The sequence below is a fragment of the Kitasatospora sp. GP30 genome (genome assembly GCF_029892145.1).
Taxonomy (GTDB): Bacteria; Actinomycetota; Actinomycetes; order Streptomycetales; family Streptomycetaceae; genus Kitasatospora; species Kitasatospora acidiphila.
This window is the reverse complement of the sequence record NZ_JARZAH010000005.1, coordinates 145,193-170,015: the sequence shown is the minus strand read 5'-3', so window position 1 is coordinate 170,015 and position 24,823 is coordinate 145,193. Positions and strand designations below refer to the sequence as shown.

The following is a 24,823-nucleotide window of genomic DNA, read 5'->3' as shown; positions in this document are numbered from 1 at the left end:
CCCCTCGTGCTGCTCCCGTTGACCATCCAGCCCCGCACCTCCACCGAGAACGACTACGTGCTCGAGGTGGGCAGCGAGCCTGAGATCAACCCCGTCCTGCTCTATGCGCTGGACCGGCACTACGGCATGGACGCCGTCATCGATCAGCTCATCGAACAGGTCACCGGCGCGCTAGAGGAGCACACCGACCCCGTGGACCGGGTCCAGGCCGTGTACGAGCTCCTCGCCACCGCGTTGACCAGCAGCGGTCTGTCCGCGTCGTTCGAGGAACGCATCGTGGCCGGAGCATTCAGCTTCGATCGGCTCCCCATGGTCAACGATCTGCGGAACTCCGGCCCGCTGCTCGCTCAGCACCCGGTCATCGCGGCGCTCGCCGGCGACACTGCGGCGGCCCACTCGCTATTCGAGGACCGCACCAACGAGTCTCCGATGAGCGTCTCCGAGCCCTTGCCCCGGACGGAGTTCCTGGTCCACGACGCCGACGCCTCACAACAACGGGCGATCGATGCCGTACTGAACGGCCGGCATGTGGTCATCGAGGGCCCGCCCGGGACCGGCAAGAGCCAGACGATCGCCAATCTCATCGCCGCGCTCGCCGCCGAGGGGCGCCGGGTCCTGTTCGTCGCGGAGAAGCGCGCTGCGATCGAAGCAGTGACCGACCGGCTTGCGGCGGTCGACCTTGACGGGCTCGTCTTCGACCTCCACGGCAACAAGCTGAATCGACGCCAGCTCGCCCAGCAGCTCCTGGACACCCTGGAGCGGGCCGGTCAAGAGCCACGGCCGCAGCCCGAGCAGTTGCACTCCGAGCTGGAGCACTACCGCCGCCAGACGAGTCGGCATGTCGCGGAGTTCCACCAGCCACGCCCGCCATGGGAAGTGACCGCCCACCAGGCACTGACAGCGCTCCCCGGGTTCCCGTCCTCGCAGCGCACCCGCTGGCGGTTGCGCGGCGGCCGCCTCAAGCCGATGGACCGCGAGACCCGGCGGCAAGTCGAGCAAGATCTGCGTGACTTCCTCGATCGGCAGGGACTTCGGATCCGGCGCGGTGAGTCCCCATGGGCGCGGGCCGCAGTGCGCAGCGTTGAGGAACTCCGTCCGGTCCTGGACCAACTCGACCAGTTGGCCGGCACGGCGTTCCTGGACACTCGCCAGGAGATCGAGGCGCTCGTGGCGGCGGCGGGACTGCGTCAGGCTCAGGACATCAACGGCTGGCAGCAGCTACTCGAACTGCTGCACGCTGTGTCGGGCATCCTGGCGGAGTTCACCGACGAGGTGTTCGGACCGGGCCTCGACCGGTTCCTTGCCGCCACCGCCGACCGCACTTGGCGCAAGGAACATCAGCAGCCCGTCGGCCTCTGGCACCGCCGGAGCCTGGTCCGCACGGTTCGGAGCATCCACCGGAACGGACTCCGGGACAAGCAAGCCCTGCACACGCTCCTGGTGCAGGCGCGGGAACTGCGTACCCGCTGGCAGGCCGCGTCCCACAACCAGGCGCCTCCGTCTGCGGTCCCGGCCCTTGGCGACACCCTGAAGCACTTCACCGCGCTGCGGGACCGGCTGGCCGCCGTGGCGCTCTGTGCCGGTGTGCCCGACTGGGCGGCACAACCGACCGATGAAGTGGCGAAGATCGTCGAACAGCTGGACGGCGACCGGGAGACGCTGTACCGGATGCCGGAACTCAACCAGTTGACCGCCCGTCTGGAAGAGGCCGGCCTCGGCCCCCTGCTGGACGAGTTGGCCCATGACAACGTCGCACCCGATGTGGGCGTCGCCAGGTTCCAGTACGCCTGGTGGGCGTCCGTCCTCGACGAGATCAAACTGCAGTCCGAGCACGTCCGCACCTTTGCCGGCCGCGCCCACGATCACGCCGTCACCGAGTTCCGCCGCATCGATGCGGCGCACCTCGCCGCCAACGCCCGCCGGGTGCGGTACTCGGTCGCCGTTGGGCTGCGCAAGGCTCGGGACGCCCACCGCGAACAGAACGCCGTGGTAAAGGACCAAGCGGCCCGTAAGACCCGTCACCTGCCGCTGCGCAAGCTCGTCGCCAAGGCCTCTGACGTCCTGCTGGCCGCCAAGCCGTGCTGGGCCATGTCGCCACTGGTGGTCAGCCGGGTGCTGCCGGCCACTCGCCTCTTCGATGTGGTGGTCTTCGACGAGGCCAGCCAGATCCTCCCGCATGACGCCATCACGTCCATCATGCGGGCAAGCCAGGTAGTCGTCGCGGGCGATCCGCACCAACTGCCGCCCACCTCGTTCTTCAGCCGCGTACTCAGCGGAGCGGACAGCCTGGACGATGAGAACGGCGAGGACGCAAACGATCCCGGCGTCTTCGAATCGCTCCTCGACATGCTCAGCAGCCGGCTGCCGCGCGTGCACACCCTGCTCTGGCACTACCGGAGCAGTGACGAACGGCTGATTGCCTTCTCCAACAAGGAGATCTACAACAACGACCTGGTTACCTTCCCCGGGACCGCCGTCGAGAGTCCCATCCGTCTGGAGGTGGTCGACGGCTGGACACAACCCGGTCAGGACGGCTCCGCGCCCCAGGAAGTCGACCGGGTCGTCGAGTTGGTACTCGACCACGCGAGCCGCGCTCCCGAGCTCAGTCTCGGTGTCATCACCATGGGCCAGAAGCACGCGGATCGGATCGACCTCGCCCTGCGCAAAGCACTCGAAAGCGAGCCGGACCTGCAGGAGTTCTTCAGCGTTGAGGCCGGCCCGGGCCGGCGCTTCTTCGTCAAGAACCTCGAACGCGTGCAGGGTGACGAACGCGACGCCATCATTCTCAGCATCGGATATGCCAAGGCCGCCAACGGACGGCTTCCGCTCCGGTTCGGACCGCTGAACCTCGTGGGCGGGGAGCGTCGCCTGAACGTCGCCATCACGCGCGCCCGACAGCGCATGACCGTGGTCAGCTCGTTCTCACACCACGACTTCGATCCGCAGGCGCCGACGAAGAACCGCGGCCCCGAACTGCTTCGCCGCTACCTCGAGTACTGCGCTCACCACGGCGACCTCGGACGAGTCGGCCGCCGCCAAGACCACTACGAGCTCAACCCGTTCGAACAGCAAGTGCTGGAGGTCCTCCAGGACGCAGACATCCCCGTCGTCCCCCAGTGGGGCGTGTCTGGCTACCGCATCGACTTCGCACTCGCCCATCCGGACCGGCCCGGCCAGATGCTGCTCGCCGTCGAGACGGACGGTGACCGCTACCACCGCACCGCACGCGCGCGAGACCGCGACCGACTGCGCCAGGCGCATCTGGAAAGGCTCGGCTGGCAGTTCCACCGGATCTGGGCCGCGGACTGGTTCACCGACCAGCAGGCAGAGACGACCCGACTCGTCGACGCCTGGCGCGATGCCGTGCGCCTGGCGGACGAACCTCCGGTCAGCCCGGTCGACCCCGATCCGCCATTCGTGCCGCGGCAGGGCGAACGAGAGTTGGCGCGGCGCGGCGACCGGCCGCCGGTGCCGCCGGGCCGCCGCATCAGCGACTACTCCGACGCAGAGCTTCGCTCACTCGCCGAATGGATCCTCAGCGACGGATACCAGCTCGACCTGGACACCCGGCTCGGACAGTTCATGACCGAACTGGGTTTCCGCAAACGCGGACGGAACATCGTCGACCGTCTCACTCGAACCCTGAACCACGCCCAGCAGTTCACAGACGGGAGTTTCACCTGATGCCGAAGCTCGACCCCTCCACCATCCAACGTGTCGCACGACTCATCGTGGATGTGGACGGACCCTTCGAACGCCCAGGCTACCAACTCGCCGAATTGCTGGGGCGGTCAGGCTGGCCGGTGCCCGTCGAATACGACGGTACGGCGCGCGTGACCTGGCTCGCCGAGACCATCGGGGAGGCCGCCGCTGACGAGCCCGCCGTCGGGCGACTCCTCTGCCGCATCTGTGACCCGCTGGAGTACGACGACGGGATGGCTACCGCGGACATCGTCCGCCAAGGACTCAACCAGATCCTCGCCGCAGAGCGGTTGTCGGTCACCTACGTCAGTGGCCACCCCGTGGTGGGCATCCTGGCAGCAGACGGGCGCTCGACCACCTTCACGCTGCCCGAGGACCTCGCCACCCGCCTGCGTCCGCTGGTCAGCGGCGAGGACGTGGTGCGGCAGCTCATGCAGCGGGTCACCGAGACCCAGATCTGCGCGGACCACGGCGCCTATGTCTTCGCCGTCATCGGCATCGGCAGTTTCACAGAGGGGCTTCTCCTGGACGTCGTCACCAAGCGGGAGCCGGCACTGGCCCAGAAATCCGCCAAGCCCAAGCCGGGGAAACCCCCGCAACCCTGGCGCCCCGGTCTCGCGGAGCTTCTCAACATCGCCAAGGAACGATCATGGATCCAGATCGACGCCCACGACTTCATGAACATCGTCCGCGAGTACCGCAACTTCGTGCACATCCGCCATCAGCAGGAGCGCGGGGTAGAGCCTGATCACTACACCGTGATGATGTGCTGGGGGCCGGCTCTCGCGGTTCTTAATGATCTTGAACTGAGCAGCTAGGTGCTGCGATCGGAAACGATCACCGGGTCGGCGGTGGTCGAATGTTTGGTGCGGGGGGCGATGATGAGGGTATGACCGCTAGCTCTCGCGCCCAGTCGTTCGATGTAGCCGCAGCTCAGTACGCGGCGAGTCGGCCTTCCTATCCAGCCGAGCTCTTTGACTCCATCGAGGAGTTCGCAGGCCGTGGTTTGGCGGGTGCCCGGGTTGCCGATGTCGGCGCGGGTACCGGAATCGCCAGCGTGCTGCTGCGGGAGCGGGGAGCGGATGTGATCGCTGTGGAGCCAGGTGAGGCCATGGCTGGTGAGTTCCGCCGGGCACTCCCGGGCGTGCCGATCGTGAGGGGTGACGGTAATGCTCTGCCGTTGGCGTCAGCTTCCTGTGACCTCATCACGTATGCGCAGTCCTGGCAGTGGACCGATCCCGGCCGGTCCGTCCCGGAGGCGTTGCGTGTCCTGGGAGCGGGCGGTGCGCTGGCGATCTGGTGGAACACCACGGCCTTCGACGTGCCGTGGATCCGCGAGCAGCACGGGCGCATCGCGCGCCACTGCGGGGTGAAGCCGAGGTCTGCGGTGCGCCCTTCGGACAGCGATGCCATCCGGCTGGCGGGGCTGACGGGGCTGCGGGTTGTGCGCCGGCAGGTGCGCTGGAGCCGCGCCGTCTCGCTGGACATGCATCTCGCCAACATTGGCAGCCGGTCGGCATTCCTCGTCCTTGAAGAGGCCGCCCGTCATGCGTTCTTCGTCGATGAGCGTGAGCGGCTGGGCAGGCTCTTTCCCCGCGAGGAGGTGGAGGAGAGCTACGTGGTTGATCTCCTGGTGGCGCTCCGCCCGCCGGTAGCGCACCGAGATGGTGCTGCCCCGCCGCACGATCCTCTGTAACTGCCGGCCTTCCCGGTCCGTGAGCCTGCGGACCCTGACCGGCCTGCCATCGCGCCCCTCCGAGTTGAACGTCTCGCGACATCCAACCGGCCGAGGGCCCACCAGCGCCAACCCGGCGGAGCTATGCGGTCACGGCACTGGTTAGTGAGTTCGATGGATATCTGCCGCTCCGCTGACGGGGCGCGCATGAATCGCGGCACACACTAAGCGAACTTAAAGACGTAGAACACTAGTTGGCGACCAATCACCTCAGCCCCGCCAGGATCACCGAACCGGCCCCAGCCTCCAGGTCGGCCTTGGCGTGGGCCAGCTCGATTCGGGTGATCTCGAAGGTGGGGCTGGCGTGGATGCCGTGGGCGGCCTTGCGGGGGTCGGGGTGTGGGTTGGCGTACAACTGCCAGGCGAGGTCGCGTAGTTCGAGCATCACCGGGACGGCTGCTCGGAGCTGCTCGGGCTCGCCGTTGAAGGAGCGGTCGAGGAGCCAGAGCAGGCGGGCGTTGACGCGGTTGAAGAGGTCGGCGGCGGTGCGGACTTCGGTGCCCGGCGGGTAGTCGGCGACCTTGGCCTCGGGGTCGATGCGGTGGGCCGCGGTCCAGTCGACCGGCAAGCCGGCGCGGCGAGCGGCGGCCACACCCCCAGGTACCACAGGTGGGCGATGACCCGGGCGAGGTCCTGGTCGGCCTCGCCCCGGAGCCGCTCCGGGTCGAGCCCGACCTCCTCCAGGGCCGCCCGGAAGTCGCGGTACGCCTGCTCCCCGACCTCCTCGACGACGGCGTGCAGGTAGCGCGCGGCCATCCCGGTGCCGCGGAGCTCGAAGCTGTCGAATCCGGTGAGCGCGACGGACAGCGCCACGAACTGCTCGACATCGGCGGCGGGCAGGTCGGGCAGGTCGGGCAGGTCGGGCAGCGGTGCCTCGGGCAGGCCGGCACTCACCAGGGGCGAGGCGGTCAGCGGCACTCCGGTGGTCATCGGGAGCCTCCCGGTGGCGTCCTGGGGGCCTTGCCGGTGTCTGTCAGCCGCTTCCGCCTCACACTCGTGCCTGCTGTCCGTCCGGAGTTCGTGGGCGGAGGACTACCCGGCGGGGTTGTGCGGGCGCACGACGCAGGGCCGCCAATCATCCGAACGGCCGCCCTGCGCTTGCCCGCGAGGGGCGAGGGGCGTTACGGCAGCGTCACCCCCACGGTGGCGGCCCAGATGGAGTCGGTCGAGGCCGTCGGGGCGACCGCGCTGCCCCAGGCGAGGGCCAGGCGGGTCGGTGAGAGGGTGGCGAAGCCGAAGGTGTCGCCGGGCCAGACGGTGGTGGTGCCGAAACTCTGCGAGATCTGGGCCGGTGCGGAGAGCCAGCCCTGGGTGGTGGAGAAGGTGCGCAGGTACTGGGCGTAGCCGCGCGGGTCGCTGGAGCCCAGCCAGCCCACGTAGGCGATGCCGGGAGGTCCGGCGACGACCTGCATGATGTGCGGCACGTTCAGGGTGTCCGGTGGCGCTTGGACCGGCGTGGACCAGGTCGCACCGTGGTCCTTGGAGTAGGCCAGCCAGCCGGTGTCGGTGCTGGTGCCCTGGGTGTCCCAGGTGGCGTACAGGGTCCCGTCCGGGCCGAGGGCTTCGCTGCCGTCGATCCACCACTCGCTGTTGTTCATGGAGCCGGCGTCCGGGCCGATCCGCACCGGCTGCGACCAGGTCGCGCCGCCGTCGGTGGAGCGCGCCGCGTAGGTGTAGGCGACGGTCAGGTCGTCGGTCGGGATGTCGGTGACCGTGTAGCCCTGGTAGACCACGTCGAGCGAGCCGTCCGGCTCGACCAGGATCGGCGCGCTGTCGCCGCCGCTGTTCGGGTAGCCGGGGCTGATGTGCGACATCGCGCTCCAAGTCCGGCCGCCGTCGGTGGACTTCTGCATGACGGCGTTGACGTCGCCGGTGGCGAACGCGCAACTGCCGTTGGACGCGCAGATGGTGGTGATGGCGGCGGCGCTCGGTCCGTAGTCCCAGGTCAGGTAGACGGTGCCGTCCGGCCCGACGGTGATGAAGTCGCGGTCGCCCCAGTTGTCGGAGTCCGGCGGGGTGATCACGCCGGCGGTCGTGAAGGAGGCGCCGTGGTCGGTGCTGACGTCGATGACGGGATAGGTCAGGCCGGCGCGGGAGACCATGAACGCCGCGTAGACGGTGCCGTTCGGGGCGACGGTGATCGCCGGATCCCAGGACCGGCCGCCCTTCTGGCCGACGCTGCCCGGCAGGGTGAGCGGGGTGCCGAAGCCGGCACCGCCGTTCAGCGAGGCCGCGACTCCGATGCCCTTGCAGCCCATCCACTCCTCGTAGACGGCGTTCGCGGCCGGATCGGTGGCCTCGATGGTCTCGGCGTTCTGCCCGGCGCAGGATCCGGAGATGTCCGACGGCGTGCTGGTGGTGTAGGTCGCGGCGGTGACGGCGTTGACGGGTGCCGGTGCGGCCAGTGCGGGGCTCGCCGTGAAGGCGAGTGCGGCGATCCCCGCACAGAAGCCGGCTGACAGGGACGATCTGAGCGTGGCGCGAGGTGAATGCACGGGCTGATCTCCTCACGGTGCAACGGAGTTGAGGGTGGCGGGCCGTCACCAGGGCGGTTCCGCCTCCGGACGGATTCCCCCAACCACCGCTTCCGAAGCCCCACCCCTCGCATCAGGAGCCCCCGCCTCTCGCACCGGGCGGCGACCGCCCGTCAGGCCGACCGGGCGGGCAGGCCGCGGATGGCCGGGTCCTCGGCGAGCTCCGCCAGCAGGGCGTCCAGCTTGGCCCGGTCCACCGAGGGCATCAGGAAGACGTGCACGTAGCTGCGGCGGGTCATTTCGTCGCCCGGGACCATCAGCACGTCCTGGGAGGACAGCGACCACTTCGCCACCAGCTCGGCGCTGGGCTTGCGGAACCGCACGGTGACCGCGCCCGGGGTGCGGGCCGGCCACAGCTCGACGCCCAACTCCCCTTCCATGGCCCGCAGTCGGCACTCCAAGTAGTCGGCCAGGGCTTGGGCGTCGCGGATCCGGTCCACCTGGTCCTGGTAGGAGTGGCGGGACAGGTGGTCCCAGATGACCAGCGGGGAGAAGCCGTTGCGGGAGCCGGCGAAGGTGGTGTCCGGCGCGCCTGTGTAGTCCGGCTGGGACGGCGGCGAGATCTGGTACTTGACCTTCGTCATGTAGATGCCGCACGGCCACGGTGCGCCGGGCCACTTGTGGCCGCTCATCGCGATCGAGGAGACCATGTCGAGGTCGCCGAACTCCCGGGTGGGCAGGGTGAGTCCGAAGTCGTACTCGGGCAGCTCCACGTCGGGGGTCCAGCCGTGGGCCGCCGGGTCCTGGGAGGCCATCCGCATGAACGGCGCGTAGCCGGCGCCGAGGGCACCGTCGACGTGGATCCAGAAGCCGCGGCGCAGGTCGACCAGCGGCTCACCGGTCCGGCGGTCCGTGCCGTAGACCACCTCGCGCTGGATCAGGCCGTGCTCCTCGAAGATCGGCAGCAGCCGCTCGCAGACGCCCCGCACGTCGTCATGGGCGCCCTTGAAGGTGCTGCCCAGGTTGAGGTTGACGAAGATCGGGTGGCCCTTCGCGGCGAAGAACTCGACCAGTACCGCAAGGGAGTCGACGTCGATCTCACCCGGACCGTCCCAGGAGGTGCCCGAGGGACCGGGGCTGGACGGCACCTCGATCGGCCACTCCCGGCGCCCGGTGGCCGGGTCGACCAGCGGGCACTCGTCCGGGTACAGCTCCCAGCCGACGGCGTGGAAGGTCTCGACGCCGAGCACCCGGACCGCCTTGGCGAAGGAGTAGTGGGTGTCCTCGGAGTAGAACGCCACCGGGCGGTGGGCGTTCGGGTTGCTGCGGTCGGGCCTGGCCTTGACGTAGCGCAGCGCCTCGAACGGGGCTGTCGGCGGCTGGATCAGCGCCTTGCCGCTCAGGTAGTCCCGGGCGTTCCACAGCGCGTACATGTTGCCCTCGGTCGAGCCCATGGACAGCATGTAGCCCCAGTACGACTCGGGGTCGGCGGGGTCGTGCGGGCCGTTGGCGCGCCACAGCTTCGCGTAGTAGTCGAGCACCGCGCGCTCGACGACCTTGGTGTTCGGCTTGTAGCCGCCGCTCTGGAACGGGTCGCCGAGGTTGTTGATGTTGTTCGGCATGAACCGGGCCAGATCCAGCGCGCAGCCCTGCATGTCCTGGGTGGCCTGGTAGCCGACCAGGTGGCGGCGCTTCCTGGTCAGGTACTCGTCCACGGTGTCCAGGACGTGCAGCCGCCGGGCGTCGTCCAACCCGCTCGCGGGGAGCTCGAAGTCGCGGCAGTCCAGCTCGGGCCCGGGGTCGACCGCGGGCCCGGAGTCGACGGCGGACGCGGCGGCGAGGATGTCGAGCGGGCTCGAGCTGATGGACACGGAAACTCCGGGGACGCTGGCCGGCCGGTACGCCGGGCTGGGAACGGTGGCAGGCGCTGGCCACTCGCGGGCCCAGGATGGAACCTTTCGACGATTGATGGAAGCCGAGCCGAACAAGATTCGGCCGACATCCGGTTTGGTTTGCAGATCGGCGGTTCCAGCGGCGATCATGGGAAGCATGTCGAATAATCCGCAGGCTCGCGGTGCGTCCATCGACGAGGTGGACCGGGCGATCATCCGCGCCCTGGCCGACAATGCCAGGCTCCCGAACAACGCCCTCGCCGAGGCGGTGGGCATCGCCCCCTCGACCTGCCTGGCCCGCGTCCGCTCGCTGCAGGAGCGCGGGATCATCCGCGGCTTCCGGGCCGAGGTCGACCCAGCCGCGATCGGTCTGCCGCTCCAGGCGATGATCTCGGTCCGGCTCCGGGCCCACACCCGTGAGCAGGTCGCGAGCTTCCGCAGTACGGCCCCCGATCTGCCCGGCGTCCTGGCCGTGTTCCACATGGCGGGCTCCGACGACTACCTGCTGCACGTCGGCGTCGCCGGCCCCGAGGCGCTGCGCGACTTCGTCGTCGACAACCTCACCACCCACCCGGCGGTGGCGCAGACCCGGACCAACCTGATCTTCGAGCAGATAGCGGGCCGCGGTTACGTGGCCCCGCCCGGGCGCTGACCACGGCGGCCGATCAGCTGCGCTTGCCCCGGGAACACCGCCGGTTCACCGTCACTGCCCCTTCTCCGCCACGGCGTTGACGATCACCGTGCGCGCGTCGTCCAGGTATCTGGGTCAACTCGACTTCGGCGTCGTCGATCTCGCCGGACTCCAGCAGTCCGGCGAGCACCTGGTTCCGGCGCGGGAACGGCTCGTGGAACCCGTGCGCCGAGGGACCAGGGCAAGCCCGCGCTCCCCGCCGCCACCGCTGTCGCCCACGGCCTACGCGCCCTGCTCACCGCCGCCGCGACCCGCGACGCAGACCTCCGCACCCCGGAGGGGATCACCCACTGATGCCGCAGGCGACGACCGTCGCGTCCTCGGGGTACCCGTGGTCACCCGCGTGCGCGGATCGGCTCGCCGGTGCGGTGGAGGTGGGTGAAGATCTCGCGGTACGAGCGGAGCAGGCCGGTCTCGTAGTACGCGATGCCCTGCTCCCGGCAGAACTCGCGGGTGATCCGCGCGGCCCGGCCGAGGGCGGGGGTCGGCAGGTTGGGGAAGAGGTGGTGCTCCACCTGGTAGTTGAGGCCACCCATCAGGGTGTCGAGGAACGGGTTGCCGCGGACGTTGCGCGAGGTGAGCACCTGGCGGCGCAGGAAGTCGAGCTTCATCTCGGGTGTCACCATCAGCATCCCCTTGTGGTTCGGGGCGAAGACGCAGCCCAGGTAGAGGCCCAGCAGCGCCTGGTGGACGGCGAGGAAGGCGACCGCCTTGCCGGCCGGGAGAGCGGCGAAGACCAGGCCGAGGTAGGCCGCGAAGTGGACGACCAGCAGGGTGCCCTCCAGCCACGGGCGCTTCACGGCGGGACTGCGCAGCGCACGGAAGCTGTTGAAGCTGAGGTTGAGGCCCTCCAGCAGCAGCAACGGGACGAACAGGTACGCCTGCCGGCGCCCGATGAACCGGGCCAGGCCGCTCGCCTGACTGGCCTGGCGCTGCGACCACACGACGAGGTCGGGGGCGACGTCCGGGTCCCGCTCCTCGTGGTTGGGATTGGCGTGGTGGCGGGTGTGCTTGTTCATCCACCAGCCGTAGCTCATCCCCATCAGCAGGTTGGCGGCGATCCGGCCGCCGATCTCGCTCGGCAGCCGCCGGGTGAACACCTGACGGTGCGCCAGATCGTGTGAGAGCAGCCCGACCTGGGCGAAGACGGCGGACATGGCCGCCGCCAGGCCGAGCTGCCACCAGGTGTCGCCCAGCGCGAACACGCCCCACCAGCCGCCGAGGTAGGCGGCGAGCACCAGGCCCGCACGGGCACTGTAGTAGCCGGGGCGCCGGTCGAGCAGGCCTGCGGCGGATATTCGGCGGCTCAGTTGGGCGAAGTCGCTGCCGCCTGGCGCCGGCCGGGGAGCAGGGGTGACGGTTGTCGTCTGGTGAAGTGTGGGCATGCCCAAGAGTCTGGTTCGGCGGGCGGACCCGCAGAACGGGGCTAGCACCCATCCCGTACGGGTGCTAACCCCCTACTCCCGACTGATGCTGGCCGCCCTGCGTCAAGCCGAGCTCGAGCGCTTCGGTGGCCATGAGCCCCGCGCACACCCTCCGTTGACGGCTGCTGGACGGCCGTGCGACGGTGAGGAGGCGCCCCTGAGGAAACCCCTGGGAACTGGAGGCATACCGCTGTGACGTTCGGCACCGATCACTCCCGCCAGGCCATGGACCGCGGTCTGACGCCGGATCAGCTCGACTACTTCGAGAAGGATTTCGCCGCCCGGCCGGTGAACCGGCTGATGCAGAACGCGGTCACCCAGTCGCCGGTGGACGATGTCGCCCTGGACCGGCGGATCCTCACCGGCATCGACCGCTCGGTCTCCCACCACCTGGACGCCTGGAGGGCCACCAACCAGAAGCAGAGCGGGCGTTGCTGGATGTTCGCCGGGCTCAACCTGCTCCGGGTCGGCGCCGCGCGGAAGTTGGGTGTGAAGGACTTCGAGTTCTCCCAGAACTACCTGCTGTGGTGGGACAAATTCGAGCGGGCGAACCACTTCCTCGAAGCGGTCATCGAGACCTCGGACCGGGAGGTGGACGACCGCACGGTGGCGCACCTGCTGGAGAGCCCGATCGGTGACGGCGGGCAGTGGAACATGTTCGTGGCGCTGGTCGCCAAGCACGGCCTGGTGCCCAAGTCGGCCATGCCGGAGACCGACAGCTCCTCCGCGACCCGGGCGATGAACCGGGCCCTGAAGACCCTGCTCCGCCAAGGCGCCCGCGACCTGCGCGAGTTGGCCTGTGAAGGGGTCGGGGCGCAGCGGGAGCGCAAGCGCGAGGTGCTGGCCGCCGTCCACCGGGTGCTCAGCATCCACCTCGGCACGCCGCCGCGGCGGTTCCTGTGGCAGTGGCGGGACGAGAACAAGGAGTTCCACCGCGACGGCTGGCTCACCCCCGCGGAGTTCGCCGCCTCGTACGTGCGGCTCCCGCTGGAGGACTACGTCTGCCTGGTGCACGATCCGCGGGAGTCGAGCCCGGTCGGCCGCACCTTCACCGTCGAGTACCTGGGCAATGTCGTGGACGCGCCGCCCGTGGTCTATCTCAATGTGCCGATGGAGCTGCTGAAGCGGCTGGCGATGGACGCGATCACGGGTGGCGAGCCGGTGTGGTTCGGCTGCGACGTGAAGAAGATGATGCGCGCGGACGTCGGCGTCTGGGACGCCGAGCTCTTCGACTACGCGGCCGTCTACGACACCCGGTTCACCATGGACAAGGCCGCCCGGCTGCTGCACCACGACACGCGGATGACCCACGCGATGCTGTTCACCGGCGTGGACGTGGTGGACGGCAGTCCGCGCCGCTGGCGGGTGGAGAACAGCTGGGGCGAGGAGCGGGCCGACAAGGGCTTCTGGACCATGAACGACTCATGGTTCGGTGAACACGTCTTCGAGATCGCGGTCCGGCGCTCCGCGCTGCCCCCGGAGCTGGCTGCCGCCCTCGACCGACCGCCGATCGTCCTCCCCGCCTGGGACCCGATGGGCGCCCTCGCCGACTGAGGAGCGGGTGGGCCGTGAGCCCGTCCGAGGTCTACAACGTCTCGGTCGCGTACTTGGCGCGCAGCGCGGCGAGCCGTTCGGGGTCGAGCGGCTCGCCGGCCTCGAGGGCGCGGTGGACGTCGCGGAAGTAGTCCTCGTACCCGGCCGGCGTCAGGAGGAAGAGGCAACGGGCCACGGCGGACGAGGTGTTGCGGAATCCGTGGGCCAGGCCGATCGGCACGGAGACCGTCCCGCCCGCGCCGAGCGTGCTCATACCGTCGGGCAGGTCGAAGGTCACCTCGCCTTCGAGGATGTGGAAGTGCTCGGCATGGCCGTGGTGGATGTGCGGCGCGGCCCCGACCGCCCCGGCCGGAAAGCTGTACTCCACAACGGCCAGCGCACCACCGGTCTGCTCCCCCGACAGGTGGACCAGATACGACCCGGCCGGCGCGTGCAGCCGTTCCCTGCCACCAGGCTTGATCATCGCCAGGTCAGTCATGCGCTGATGATATGTCAGCCGGGTTCGAGGGAGTAGATCTTCCCCGCCGGGCCCAGCCGGGCCTCGCGCCACCGGCACCGCGCTCAGGCGGCGAGGTGGCGTTCGATCCAGGCGGCCGCGGTACGGCGGAACAGGACCCGGCTGCGGGTGTTCCTGAACTCGTGGCCCTCGTTGGGCAGTACCAGCAGTTCGGCGGGAAATCCCCGCTGGCGGGCCGCCCGGACCATCTGCTCGGACTCGCCCAGTGGCACATTGGTGTCGTGCTCACCGTGGACGGCCAGCAGCGGTACCCGGAGTTCGTCGATCCGGCTCATGGGAGAGAGCGTGTGCAGCAGGTCCCGGTCGCGTTCGGGATGGCCGTACTTCACGGCGGCCGATCGCGCGATCCACGGCTCGGTGCCGGCGAAGAACGTCAGGAAGTCGGACATGCCGCACACCGAGACACCGGTGCGGAACAGCTCCGGATGCCAGACCAGCGAGGCCAGCGTCAGGTAGCCGCCGTAGGAGTGGCCCATCACGGCCAGCCGCCTGGGGTCGGCGAGTCCGAGGGTGACCACGTGCACCGCGCAGTCCGCGACGTCGTCGATCGCCGCGAACCGCCCGGCTCCGAGGTCGGCGTTGACGAAGGAGCGGCCCGCACCCAGCGAGCCGCGTACGTCGGGCGCGAAGACGTCCAGGCCGTGGCCGAGCAGCTCGTGGTAGAGCGGATCGAAGACGGGCCGCTCCTGCTGCTCCGGGCCGCCGTGCAGATGGACGACGCACGGAGCGTGGTAGTCGGGGTCGCGCCCGGGGGCGCGGTAGTACCAGCCGCCCAACTCCAGCCCGTCGCGGGCCCGCAGGCGCAGGTGCTCGGGCCGCTCCGGCGGGCGGCCGGGTGCGACGGCGTCCTCGTCACGCGAGGACCACGGCGTACGGACGGGTGACCCGCCGTCGGCCCCGTGCCAGATGCCGGGCCGGCGGACGGAACCGGAGACGGCCAGCGCCAGGCCCCGCGGGCCCGCCGGGCTGATCCGGGTCACCACCTCGTGTGTCAAGGGCAGTGAACGCGGGGCGAGTTCGGGCGGTGCGTGCCCGCCGTCCACCTTGGCCCCGACGCCGTCGCCGGCCCGGCGGCGGACTGGGACAGGCAGGGCGAGAACCTCCAACTCGGTGCGGCCGCGCACGTTCCACGCCAGGACGGCGCTGCGGCCGTCGTCCCGGACGGACAGCAACTCCAGGTCGACGCCGTCGCGTTGGGCGATCACCCGGCGACGCCGCCCGGCGCCGTCCGGCCCGAGCTCGACGGCGACCAGGGCCGCGAACTCGCGGTCGGCGTCGCTGCGCAGGTACAGCATCCGGCCGTCAGGCGAGAACCGGCCGATCCAGGGATCGCCGTCGGCCACCGGCACCCTGCAGGCCGTCTCGCCGCGGTCGGTCCGCAGCACCACGGCCTCACGCCCGCCGCGCGGCCCGCGCAGCAGCAGGACGAGCCGGCCGTCCGGGGTGGTGTCGCACACGCGCAGGGTGGCGCCCGCCGGTTCGGTGGCGAGGAGTTCGGGGGGCCGCACGCCGGCCGGATCGGTCAGGTAGGCGGCCAGGCCCCCGCCCGTGAGATGCGGCTCGGGGGCGGGTTCGTATGGGGCCGGCGTCGGCGGGCGCAGCACGGTCGACGCCGGTGCCCCCGGCGGACCGGCTCCCGGGAGCGGTGTCCCGATCTCTCCCCCGCCGCCGAGCAGCACGGCGGGCCCGTCGCGGCTGGCCCACTCACTCGCACGCACCTCCTGGTACGGCTCGGAAGGCGCGGCGCCGCCGAGCTCCGTGACGGGCAGACCGACCAGCGGATCGGTGGTGGTGATGGCGATGGCCGAACCGTCGCGGGTCCAGCGGCCGAGATAGGCGGTGCTGCCCGCCACTGCGCCGGCCAGGATCCGGCGGTCCCCGCCGTCCGGCCGGACGCAGAGCACCCGGGTGTGCTCGCCCCCGCCGGGGGCGGTGGTGTAGGCGATCCAGCGGCCGTCCGGGGACCAGGAGACCTCGATCACCGGGTCGAGCCCGGTGTCCAGGAGGTGCACGTCGTCGCCGTCGGCCGATCCGGTCCACAGCTGCGGTACGCCGCCGCGGTTGCAGATGAAGGCCACCTGACCCCCGGTGGGGTCCGCCGACGGGTACCAGCAGCCGTGGGCGGTCACCGGGCTGTGGCCCTCCCGGGTGTCGTGGGCGTCCGGGAGGACCACGGCCAGGGGGGCCGCCGGCGGCGAGGCCACGGGGTCGGAACGCTGGTCCACCACGGTCCGCCTCCCGTTCAGTCGATCCCGTGGGACTGCAGCCACATCTCCAGCAGGGCCACCTGCCACAGGGCGTTCGCCCCGCGCGCCGTGCGATGGGTGTCCGGTGCGGCCAGCAGCTCGGCCAGGTACGCCTCCTGGAAGATCCCCCGGGACCGGGCCTCGGGGGCCGCCAGGGCCTGCTGGATCCGGGCGAGCACCGGCGGGGCCATCCGGCGGATCGCCGGTACCGGGAAGTAGCCCTTGGGCCGGTCGATGACCTCGTGCGGCAGCAGCTTGCGGGCCGCGTCCTTGAGGACCCCCTTGCCGCCGTGGGCGAGCTTGAACTGCGGCGGGCAGGCGGCGGCCAGCTCGACCAGTTCGTGGTCCAGGAACGGCACGCGTGCCTCCAGCCCCCAGTCCATGGTCATGTTGTCCACCCGCTTGACCGGGTCGTCGACCATCAGCACGTGGGTGTCCAGCCGGATGGCGGCGTCCAGGGCGGTCTCGGCTCCCGCGGGCGCCATGCGTGCGCGGACCAGTTCGCCGGCGGCGTCGTGGTCCGCCAGCAGCTCCGGCTGGAGGATCCGAGCGAGATCGGCATGCGACCGGTCGAAGAACACCTTGGCGAACGTCTCGGGCTCCCGCTCACGCGACACGGCCGCCAGGGCGGGGTGCCAGCGGTATCCGGCGAAGATCTCGTCGGCGCCCTGCCCGCTCTGCACGACGGTGACGTGCTTGGAGACCTGTTCTGACAGCAGGTGGAAGGCGACCACGTCGTGGCTGACCATCGGCTCGCTCATGGCCGCCACCGCCCGGTCCAGGGCACCCCGCACCCGGTCCGAAGGGACCATGATCTGGTGGTGGTCGGTGGCGAACTCCCGGGCCACCAGGTCCGAATACATGAACTCGTCGCCCTGCTCGCCGCGTTCCGCCTCGAACCCCACGCTGAAGGTGGCCTGGTCGTCCTGGCCCGCTTCGGCGAGGAGCGCCACGATCAGGCTGGAGTCCAGGCCGCCGGAGAGCAGCACCCCGACCGGTACGTCCGCCACCGTGCGGCGGCGGACGGCGGTGCGCAGGGAGTCGAGCACGGCGTCGCTCCAGTCGGCGGCGTCCATGCCCGCGTGCTCCGGCCGGCGGCTGTAGGACGGCTGCCAGTAGCACTCGTCGTGCTGGCCGCCGTCCGGCTGCACGACCCGCACGGTGGCGGGCGGCAGCTTGCGGACGCCGGTGAGCACGGTGCGCGGGGCCGCGACCGTGCCGTGCAGGGTCAGGTACTGGTGCAGTGCGGCCGGGTCGATGGAGGTGTCCACCCCGCCGCCCGCGAGCAGGGCGGGCAGTGAGGAGGCGAAGCGCAGCCGGTCCGCCCGCCGTGCCAGGTAGAGGGGTTTGATCCCGAGCCGGTCGCGGGCGAGCACCAGCCGACCGGTGTCCAACTCGGCCACGGCGAAGGCGAACATGCCGAACAGTCGTTCCACGCAAGCCGTGCCCCACTGCCGATAGGCCTTGAGCAGCACCTCGGTGTCGGAGGTCGAGAAGAAGCGGTGGCCCAGGCCCTCCAACTCCTGCCGCAGCTCCCGGTAGTTGTACACGCAGCCGTTGAAGGCGACGGTGAGGCCGCTCTCAACGTCGGTCATCGGCTGGGCGCCGCGCTCCGACAGGTCGATGATCTTCAGACGCCGGTGGCCGAGTGCCACGGCGCCCTGCGACCACAACCCCCGGCCGTCCGGCCCGCGAGCCTCCAGCCGGTCGGTCATGCGCTCCACGGCGGCCAGGTCGGGGCGCCCGCCGTCGAAGCGGATCTCTCCGGTCAGCCCGCACATGCTTGGCTCACCTCCCGTTCGAGCGGCGGCGCGGGGCCGGCCGCAGGACGGTGGCGGTCGTCGGGTCGAAGCCGCCTGCGAACGGCTGGCGGTCCGCGGCCGCTGCCCGGGTCGCCCGGCGCGGCAGGGCGCCCGATCGATGGGCCGCGAGCCGGGCGGCCTGGTTCTGCCGGCAGCGGGCGGACAGGCCTCTGCGGTCGATCCGCGCGCGGGGGCCGGTTGCCACGGGGTGCGCCCGGGTCCGGGTGACCAGGAAGTCGACGGCCGCGGTCATGCCGTCCTCGGCGGCGACGCGCCGCAGCCGCTGAGCGACGTCGCCCAGCCCCAGCGCCTCCTCGGCCAGCCCCGAGACGGTCTCCCAGTCGCCAAACTCCTCCAGGGTCGGCCGCAGCCGCGCCAGCAGCGACCGGACCACGGCACCGGCCGGCCTCTCCTGGCCGGTGGCCGGGTCGATCAGCCGGCCGTCCAGCCCCGAGCGGGCGGCCCGCCAGGTCATGGCGCGCAGCCAGGGCTGCCGGGAGTGCCGGCAGCCGTCGGATCGCCGCACCATCTCGCGGGCATCGGCCACCAGCGCGCGGAACAGCCCGGCGAGCAGCACCACCGTCTCCACCCGGGGGCAGGCGTCGCACACCCGCAGCTCCAGGGTCGGCCGGTGCGCGGAGGGCCGGATGTCGTAGTAGACCATCCCCGCGTCACTGATCACGCCGGAACGTATCAACCCGGTCACGGCCGCGTCGTAGGCCGCTGCCGAGCCGAAGCACCCGACCGGCCCGGAGGTGGGCCAGCGCTGCCACAGCATGGTGCGCCAACTGGCGTAACCCGTGTCCGCGCCGAGCCAGAAGGGCGAGCTGGCGGACAGCGCCAGCAGGGTCGGCAGCCAGGGCGAGACCACGCACATCGCGCGGACGGCGGTGTCGCGGTCGGGCACGTCCACATGGAACTGCGCGCCGCAGATCAGTTGCTCGTCGGCCACCACGCGGTACTCGTCGGCCATGTGCTGGTACCGGGGCTGCGGGGTGACGTCCACCGCCCCCATCCGGCCCAGCGGCGCGGTCCCGGCCGCGACCACCGCCAGCCCCAGCGGGGCGGCCGCGTCGTCCAGGGCCCGCCGGGACCTGACCAGGTCGGTCTGGAGAGCGTCCAGCGAGGCGTGCACACCGCTGTTGGACTCGACGACCGACTGCAGGAACTCGGTGGTGAAGCCGCGGTCTGGTAAGCGGTCCAGCACCTCACGGGCGCGCGCCACCAGCATCCGAGTCTCCACATCGACGATGTGGAACTCCTCCTCGACTCCCATCGGCACGGTCATCGGGCACCTCCGAACCGGTTCGACGACACGGCGTCTGCTATGCCGCCGCGCCCCCGGACGGCCACTCTGCGCGGTAGTCCGCCCCCGAAAGACCAACCTCCCACGACCACCCCCGAACCGCATCAGGACCCGGGGCCCGGAGCCGCCAGGACCGCCCTCGAACTGCATCAGGAGGCCGACCCCGCCCTTGGGTCGTCTCCTGGCAATCAACTGAGTCGTTGATGGGACCATGGGAACGAGGCACGCGGGGAAGGCATCCGGCTCGCCTCGGCCATCGGCCGGACAGCTGCGGACGGACGGGTGCTGCCGCGCCGCAGACGGGAGATGATGATGGAATACCTCGTCACGATGACCACCCGCGTCCCGGACGGGACCTCGGAACAAGCCGTCGAGGAGATCCGCGCCCGCGAGGCCGCGCGGGCACGTGAACTCGCGGCGCAGGGACACCTGCTCCGCCTGTGGCGCCCTCCGCTGCAACCGAGTGAGTGGCGCACACTCGGACTCTTCGCAGCCGACGACAGCGGCCAGTTGGAGGATGTCCTGGCCTCGATGCCGCTGCGTGTATGGCGCACCGATGAGGTCACCCCGCTGTCTCCTCACCCGAATGACCCCGACCACGCCCGCAGCTGACCGAGCAGCACACATCCGCTCCGCGGGATCGGTAGGACCGACCTTCCCGCAGCCATCCCACCCGCCCGGCCCGCTGACTCGGCGCCGACGCCGCTCACCTGGGAAGGACCCGATGAACAGCACAGCAGACGACGAGAAGATCCTTCGTGGTGTCCTCGACGAGTGGAAGGCAGCCGTCGATGCGCATGAGCCCGAGCGAGTCGCCTCCTACTTCACGGACGACGCGATCTTCCAGGGCCTCCATCCGTACAGCGTCGGCCGGCAGGGCATTGCCGACTACTACGATTCCCAGCCGCTCGGGATGACCGCCGACTACCAGGTTCTCGAAACCAGGCAGTTGGCCGATGGCCTGGTGCTCGGCTACATGAGTGTCGATTTCTCGTTCGCCGACCGGCCGACGCTCACGGTGTACCTGAGTCTGGTGGTCAACCAGGCGGCAGACGGCTGGTACATCCGCCACTACCAGGTATCCAGCCTCGACTGAGGAGGTGGTCCCATAGCCACGCGCACAGCCGATCCCCGGCAGCGCCGCACCGATCCTGGCCGCCAACCCTGGCGATTCGCCGGTGACTGCGCGGTGAGTGATCGGCTCACGCTCCCGGCTGTCGCGTCAACAGGGGTCGGCATCAGGCGCAGCGCAAAAGGCTGGAGGGCCGGATGAGCAACGACGTGATCATTGGATACGACGGGAAGCCGCGCTGCGAGTGGGCGGGCGCCGACGACACCGCGCTGAGCCGATACCACGACGAGGTGTGGGGGACCCGCACTCGTGACGAGTCGGCGATGTTCGAAGCGCTCACCCTCGGCGTCTTCCAGGCCGGGCTGAGTTGGAAGGTCGTGTTCAACAAGCGGGACGCGTTCCGGAAAGCGTTCCGGGGCTTCGACGTCGCCGAGGTCGCGGCGATGACGGACGTCGATGTCGAGCATCTGATGGACGACGCCTCGATCATCCGCAACCGCAGCAAGATCGAGGCCACCATCGGCAATGCGCATGTCATGCTGTCCGCGTCGCCGGGCATGCTGGTGCTCGCGGAGTCCTACGGGAGGACCCGCAGGCGGGCTCCCCGGTCCTACGCCGAGTTGCCTACATCGACGCCGCAGGCGGCGGACTTCGCCAGGCAGTTGAAGGCCCAGGGGTACCACTTCGTCGGTCCGACGAGCGTGTACGCGTTCATGCAGAACGTGGGTGTGATCAACGACCATCTGCACGGCTGCTTCCGCGCAGCTGACCACCGAACCGCGCCCCGGGGCGAGTGAAGGCCGGACAACTGCGGGTCCCGCTTGTTCACGACAGGGCCCCGCTGACGTGGCGGCCGGTTTTTCTCAGGCTCCGCAGCACTCGGGTGACTGCGGGCGGTCGGCTCCTTCGAGACCACCATTCGCAATGCCGGCCTGCCTTGTCGCGCACGGCGGTTGGCCAGTTCCGGCAGTGCTCCCTGATGGCGTGTCACGGCTGGGGCGTGTATCAAAAGTGCCTGGCGAGGATGGCGGAGAGCCCATCTGTGATCCAGAATTATCGGATGGTCACGCTTGAGACTCCCCGGTTGATCCTGCGTCGCTGGCGCGAGGAAGACGTTGCGCCCATGGCTGCCGTCAATGCCGACCCCGAGGTCATGCGGTGGATCCGTGACGGCAGCGTCCGTGACGAACAGCAGACTCGCGGCGGGATCCAGGCATGGGAGAGCGAGTGGGAGTCACAGGGCTTCGGCCTGTTCGCCGTGGAGATCCGGTCCACCGGCGAGCTGGCCGGGTTCACCGGCCTCTCGGTGCCCGCCTTCTTGCCGGAGGTACTGCCGGCGGTTGAGGTCGGCTGGCGGCTGGGACGTTCCCACTGGGGGCAGGGCTTGGCCACCGAGGCCGCTGCGGCCGCTGTACGGTTCGCGTTCGAAGAGCGAGGGCTGGAGCGGATCGTCAGCATCGCTCAGGTGGGCAACGACGCCTCCGAACGGATCATGACCAAACTGGGGATGCGTCCGGTCCGTGAGACCGTCAATCCCACCAGCGGTCGGCGAGTACGGGTGTACGAGTTGTCGTCGGACCAGTACGTCACAACCACTCGTTGATGCCGGCAACGCGGACCTGGTCGGCGGCCTTGTCCGGAATGGTGCAGCGGATACCGCGACACCGCAGGTAGGCGCGGTTCTTGCGGGACGCGTACACCTTGTCCGCCCGCACCCGTCGCGGCCGTCCCACCGTCCCGCCGTCCCGCCGTCCCGCCGTCCCGCCGTCCCGCCGTCCCGCCGTCCCGCCGTCCCGCCGTCCCACCGTCCCGCCGTCCGGAACCGATTTCGCGCTGGCGCGACTACCGTCTAAGCTGATCTCACCGACGCGGGGTGGAGCAGCTCGGTAGCTCGCTGGGCTCATAACCCAGAGGTCGCAGGTTCAAATCCTGTCCCCGCTACCACCAGGGCCGGGGTTCGCGCATGATGGCGCGGGCCCCGGCCCTGTTTCGTTGGTCAGCACGTGGCGCAAGCAGGACAGGCGGCCGGGCATCGAGCATCCGTGGCCCCCGGCTTCGCGAACCGCTGGGGTGATCATTTGTCTGACTGGGATCGACGGGGTCCACTCGGGCCTTGACGAGGCCGGAGTTCAGATAGCAGACAGCGAGCCTTGCAGTCATCAGCTGCGGCAACCACTCCTCCGTCTCCGGCCGCGGCGCGCCTGGGCTGTTCGGTGGGTATCGCTCCCCCATTCGTGTGGCGGGTCCGGCGAACAGGAATCGGCAGCGCGGCACCGATCAATGGTCGATGGGACTGGTCGGCGGGACCACAGGCGAGCCCGCGACCGCTTCGTGAGAGTAGGCCACGGTGCTCAACAGGCGAGACGCGCTGCGCACGGGCGTGCTCGGTGCCATCGGAGCGGGGGCGGTGGCCCCGCAGGTGCCGACGAGTGCGGCCGCGGTACCCGAGTCAGCGGAGCATGTCGGTCCTCGGGATTGGGAACGGCTGGCCGGCGCGCTGTCCCCGGCTTCCACGCTCTACCGGCCGTGCGGCTCCGTCTACCCGTCGCTGGCCCTCCCGTTCAACCACCGGTATGACGCGGTCCAGCCGGCCGGGATCGTCGCCTGCGCCACCACCGGGGACGTCCGCGAGGCGATCCGCTGGGCCCGCTCGGTGGGGTTGCCCGCCGTGCCCCGCTCCGGGCTGGGGCACAACTACGCCGGGTACTCCACCACCACCGGCCTGCTGTTGAACATGGCCCGGATGAGGAGCATCACCGCCACACCGCGGCCGGGCAGCGCCCGCTCCCGGGTGTACGGGCCGATGAGGGTCGTGCACGACGCCGGTACCGTCACCGTCGGTGCCGGCGTCACCAACGGCGACCTGCATCCCCTGCTGGAGGACCGCGGCACTTTCGTGCCCACCGGTCGCTGCCCCAGCGTCGGGGTCGCCGGACTGGTGCTGGGCGGCGGCATCGGCTTCAGCGACAAGATGTTCGGCCTGACCTGCGACCGGCTCAGCGCCACGACCGTCGTGCTCGCCGACGGGCAAACGGTCGAGGCCCGCGAGGACTCGTACCCCGACCTGTTCTGGGCCTGCCGCGGCGGTGCCGGCAACAACTTCGGTGTCCACACGTCGTTTACCTTCCGGTACGAGCAGTTCGAGGGCACCGTGGGCATCTACCGGTTCCGCTGGAGCCTGGACTCCGTCCTGCCGGTGATCACCGCCGCACAGCAGATCGCCCAGGACACCGTGGACGACAAGCGGTTCCATCTGCGCCTCGGCATCGGGACTCGAGGACAGACCAGGCCGCAGATCCAGCAGAACGCCAACGTCAACGCCATCGGCCAGTACTACGGCACCGTCGAGGAACTGGGTGCCATCCTCGCCCCGCTGCTGGACATCGGCACCGCCGAGGAGCGCGCCCGCAACCGCGCGTCGATCCGAGCCGTCACACCGGGCGAGGCGAGCGTGCTGCTGAGCGCTACCACACCGGTGGATCGGTTCGCCGCCAAGTCAGCGATCCTGGACTCCCGCGCACTCCTGACCGACCAGCAGGTCAGCGCGGCAGCCGAGCGCCTGCTGGACTGGCCGGGCAGCGGCAACGAGGACGGAGCCGGGTTCGCGATGTTCGCCCTCGGCGGCGAGATCAACCGGGTATCGCCGGATGCGACCGCATTCGTGCACCGCAACGGCCTGTTCGTCTTCGCCGCCGAGACCTCCTGGGCAGACTACGACCCCTTCGGCGTCGCCGACGCCAACCTGCGGTGGCTCGAGGAGTTCTACGACGACATCTTCCGTGGCAGGCCACCGCAGCACTCGTATCAGAACTTTCCCGACCCGACGCTCAAGGACTGGCAGCGGGCCTACTACGGCACGAACTACGACCGCCTGGTCCGCGTGAAGCGGACCTACGACCCGACCGGCTTCTTCGGCTACCCGCAGGCGATCGGCAGCTGACACCCCCATGCGGTACGTGATGCCGCATTGCGCGAACTGCGGCTCCGAGCGAAATTCAGGCGCTGCTGCCGACACCGCTACTCCCCGTCGGCGCTCCGCACCTCCGGATCGAGGATGCAATTCCCCCAGTGTTAACGTCTGGGGCTCCTCGCAAGGTTCAGCTGAAACCGTGCTGTTCTTGCGGAGGAGATCAGGCATTGACACCTCCGGCGACATGACCAATCATCATGCGAAACGCTGGATCGGAAGACCAACCAACCTTTCTCCCGCTCAGCACAGTTGGCCGTTAAAGGAATGTCCTGCCAGGAGATGAGCACGCGGTGGGTGAGATGGTGGATACAAGCCGTGCCGAAAGTCCGCTCCACCGAGGGGCACGCGGGGAAGAAGAAGGCGGCCGTTCTGCCCGCGCCGGCCATGCGCAGTCACCGCCCGTCGGCAGGCGCTGAATCCGCCTGAACGGAGAGCGGT

General features: G+C 70.1%; 20 protein-coding genes and 1 tRNA gene. 11 read left to right on the top strand and 10 right to left on the bottom strand.

The window, feature by feature from the left end:
* Positions 1–18 precede the first annotated feature (18 nt).
* The 3 genes from P3T35_RS10675 (at position 19) to P3T35_RS10665 (ending at position 5,398) form a co-directional block, all read left to right on the top strand.
* Positions 19–3,684 (top strand): AAA domain-containing protein, encoded by a 3,666-nt coding sequence (locus P3T35_RS10675; protein ID WP_143677032.1) that lies wholly within the window; start codon positions 19–21, stop codon positions 3,682–3,684.
* On the top strand, positions 3,684–4,520 hold the full coding sequence (locus P3T35_RS10670; protein ID WP_101384475.1) for a hypothetical protein: 837 nt from the start codon (positions 3,684–3,686) through the stop codon (positions 4,518–4,520). Before P3T35_RS10675 ends, P3T35_RS10670 begins: the two co-directional genes overlap by 1 nt.
* A 71-nt stretch (positions 4,521–4,591) precedes the next feature.
* Positions 4,592–5,398 (top strand): class I SAM-dependent methyltransferase, encoded by an 807-nt coding sequence (locus tag P3T35_RS10665; RefSeq protein WP_180356817.1) that lies wholly within the window; start codon positions 4,592–4,594, stop codon positions 5,396–5,398.
* Between the two features lie 244 nt (positions 5,399–5,642).
* On the opposite strand, the gene P3T35_RS10655 is transcribed toward P3T35_RS10665, so the two are convergent.
* The 4 genes from P3T35_RS10655 to P3T35_RS10640 form a co-directional block, all read right to left on the bottom strand.
* Positions 5,643–5,822 carry a hypothetical protein gene (locus P3T35_RS10655; RefSeq protein ID WP_143677031.1) on the bottom strand — a complete coding sequence of 60 codons (180 nt, stop codon included), beginning with the start codon at positions 5,820–5,822 and terminating at the stop codon, positions 5,643–5,645.
* On the bottom strand, positions 5,822–6,367 hold the full coding sequence (locus tag P3T35_RS10650; RefSeq protein WP_143677030.1) for a hypothetical protein: 546 nt from the start codon (positions 6,365–6,367) through the stop codon (positions 5,822–5,824). The genes P3T35_RS10655 and P3T35_RS10650 overlap by 1 nt, the downstream gene beginning before the upstream one ends.
* 191 nt (positions 6,368–6,558) lie before the next feature.
* Positions 6,559–7,932, bottom strand: coding sequence for a sialidase family protein (locus tag P3T35_RS10645; RefSeq protein ID WP_101384473.1), 1,374 nt, complete (start codon positions 7,930–7,932; stop codon positions 6,559–6,561).
* Between the two features lie 152 nt (positions 7,933–8,084).
* Positions 8,085–9,782: a histidine decarboxylase gene (locus tag P3T35_RS10640; RefSeq protein WP_101384472.1), complete on the bottom strand. Its 1,698-nt coding sequence runs from the start codon at positions 9,780–9,782 to the stop codon at positions 8,085–8,087.
* 178 nt (positions 9,783–9,960) lie between these two features.
* Between P3T35_RS10640 and P3T35_RS10635 the strand changes: the two genes are divergently transcribed.
* Positions 9,961–10,455, top strand: coding sequence for an Lrp/AsnC family transcriptional regulator (locus P3T35_RS10635; protein WP_101384471.1), 495 nt, complete (start codon positions 9,961–9,963; stop codon positions 10,453–10,455).
* Positions 10,456–10,829: 374 nt separating this feature from the next.
* On the opposite strand, the gene P3T35_RS10630 is transcribed toward P3T35_RS10635, so the two are convergent.
* The gene (locus P3T35_RS10630) at positions 10,830–11,879 is read right to left on the bottom strand and encodes an acyl-CoA desaturase (protein WP_101384470.1); all 1,050 of its coding nucleotides are present in this window, start codon (positions 11,877–11,879) and stop codon (positions 10,830–10,832) included.
* Between the two features lie 231 nt (positions 11,880–12,110).
* On the opposite strand from P3T35_RS10630, the gene P3T35_RS10625 reads away from it, so the two are divergent.
* Positions 12,111–13,472, top strand: a complete 1,362-nt coding sequence (locus P3T35_RS10625; RefSeq protein ID WP_218976751.1) for a C1 family peptidase — start codon at positions 12,111–12,113, stop codon at positions 13,470–13,472.
* A gap of 31 nt (positions 13,473–13,503) precedes the next feature.
* Here the strand turns inward: P3T35_RS10625 and P3T35_RS10620 are convergent, their stop codons facing one another.
* The 4 genes from P3T35_RS10620 to P3T35_RS10605 form a co-directional block, all read right to left on the bottom strand.
* Positions 13,504–13,950, bottom strand: coding sequence for a cupin domain-containing protein (locus tag P3T35_RS10620; RefSeq protein WP_101384469.1), 447 nt, complete (start codon positions 13,948–13,950; stop codon positions 13,504–13,506).
* Positions 13,951–14,033: 83 nt separating this feature from the next.
* Entirely contained in the window at positions 14,034–16,214 is a 2,181-nt protein-coding gene (locus P3T35_RS10615; protein ID WP_280705499.1) for an alpha/beta fold hydrolase, read from the bottom strand.
* A gap of 17 nt (positions 16,215–16,231) precedes the next feature.
* A complete protein-coding gene (locus tag P3T35_RS10610) occupies positions 16,232–18,016 on the bottom strand; it encodes an N-acetylglutaminylglutamine amidotransferase (RefSeq protein WP_101384467.1) in 1,785 nt (594 codons plus the stop codon).
* Positions 18,017–18,023: 7 nt separating this feature from the next.
* Positions 18,024–19,325 (bottom strand): glutamate--cysteine ligase, encoded by a 1,302-nt coding sequence (locus P3T35_RS10605; RefSeq protein WP_101384466.1) that lies wholly within the window; start codon positions 19,323–19,325, stop codon positions 18,024–18,026.
* A 327-nt stretch (positions 19,326–19,652) separates the two neighbouring features.
* On the opposite strand from P3T35_RS10605, the gene P3T35_RS10600 reads away from it, so the two are divergent.
* The 4 genes from P3T35_RS10600 to P3T35_RS10585 all read left to right on the top strand — a co-directional run bounded on the left by P3T35_RS10600 (position 19,653) and on the right by P3T35_RS10585 (position 22,018).
* On the top strand, positions 19,653–19,955 hold the full coding sequence (locus P3T35_RS10600) for a muconolactone Delta-isomerase family protein (protein WP_218976840.1): 303 nt from the start codon (positions 19,653–19,655) through the stop codon (positions 19,953–19,955).
* A 112-nt stretch (positions 19,956–20,067) separates the two neighbouring features.
* Positions 20,068–20,439: an SgcJ/EcaC family oxidoreductase gene (locus P3T35_RS10595; RefSeq protein ID WP_101384464.1), complete on the top strand. Its 372-nt coding sequence runs from the start codon at positions 20,068–20,070 to the stop codon at positions 20,437–20,439.
* Between the two features lie 173 nt (positions 20,440–20,612).
* On the top strand, positions 20,613–21,212 hold the full coding sequence (locus tag P3T35_RS10590; RefSeq protein ID WP_101384463.1) for a DNA-3-methyladenine glycosylase I: 600 nt from the start codon (positions 20,613–20,615) through the stop codon (positions 21,210–21,212).
* Between the two features lie 263 nt (positions 21,213–21,475).
* Positions 21,476–22,018, top strand: coding sequence for a GNAT family N-acetyltransferase (locus P3T35_RS10585; RefSeq protein WP_101385569.1), 543 nt, complete (start codon positions 21,476–21,478; stop codon positions 22,016–22,018).
* On the opposite strand, the gene P3T35_RS10580 is transcribed toward P3T35_RS10585, so the two are convergent.
* Positions 22,002–22,148: a hypothetical protein gene (locus P3T35_RS10580; RefSeq protein ID WP_280705490.1), complete on the bottom strand. Its 147-nt coding sequence runs from the start codon at positions 22,146–22,148 to the stop codon at positions 22,002–22,004. The two genes, P3T35_RS10585 and P3T35_RS10580, sit on opposite strands and share 17 nt — an antisense overlap.
* Positions 22,149–22,282: 134 nt before the next feature.
* Here P3T35_RS10580 and P3T35_RS10575 point away from each other — a divergent pair.
* Together P3T35_RS10575 and P3T35_RS10570 are read left to right on the top strand one after the other, a co-directional pair.
* Positions 22,283–22,359 (top strand) — tRNA-Met (locus P3T35_RS10575).
* A gap of 403 nt (positions 22,360–22,762) precedes the next feature.
* The gene (locus P3T35_RS10570; RefSeq protein WP_101384462.1) at positions 22,763–24,355 is read left to right on the top strand and encodes an FAD-binding oxidoreductase; all 1,593 of its coding nucleotides are present in this window, start codon (positions 22,763–22,765) and stop codon (positions 24,353–24,355) included.
* The last annotated feature ends 468 nt before the right edge of the window (positions 24,356–24,823 follow it).